At 42.9% G+C, this 287-nt stretch carries 1 pseudogene; it reads left to right on the forward strand.

Annotated features, from left to right (window positions below):
• Positions 1-287 (forward strand): annotated as a pseudogene (locus tag AAEY62_RS21825) (ligand-gated channel); the annotation flags it as partial.

Genomic DNA, 287 nt, shown 5'->3' on the forward strand with positions numbered 1-287 from the left:
ACCCGTACTATTAGCGCTAATTGTGTTTTTTCGTTAGCCGATAAGGTTTTTGTAAACTTATCTATTGAATATCGTGATAACGACTCTACCCAGCGCTCTGGTTTTGACCCTCGCGAGCAATATAGCCGCCTTGATGATGGTAGCCTAGATCCACGCGAGTTCACTATCGATCGTTACAATCACCGCTTTGGTAAAGCAGAGCTTGAAGACTATGCACTGTTTTACAACATGGGCTACGACTTTGATAACGGCTTAAACTTATACTCTTTTGGTAGCTACTCTAAGCG

Origin of the sequence: Pseudoalteromonas sp. GW168-MNA-CIBAN-0100 (assembly GCF_040309225.1) — a bacterium.
Taxonomy (GTDB): Bacteria; Pseudomonadota; Gammaproteobacteria; order Enterobacterales; family Alteromonadaceae; genus Pseudoalteromonas; species Pseudoalteromonas arctica.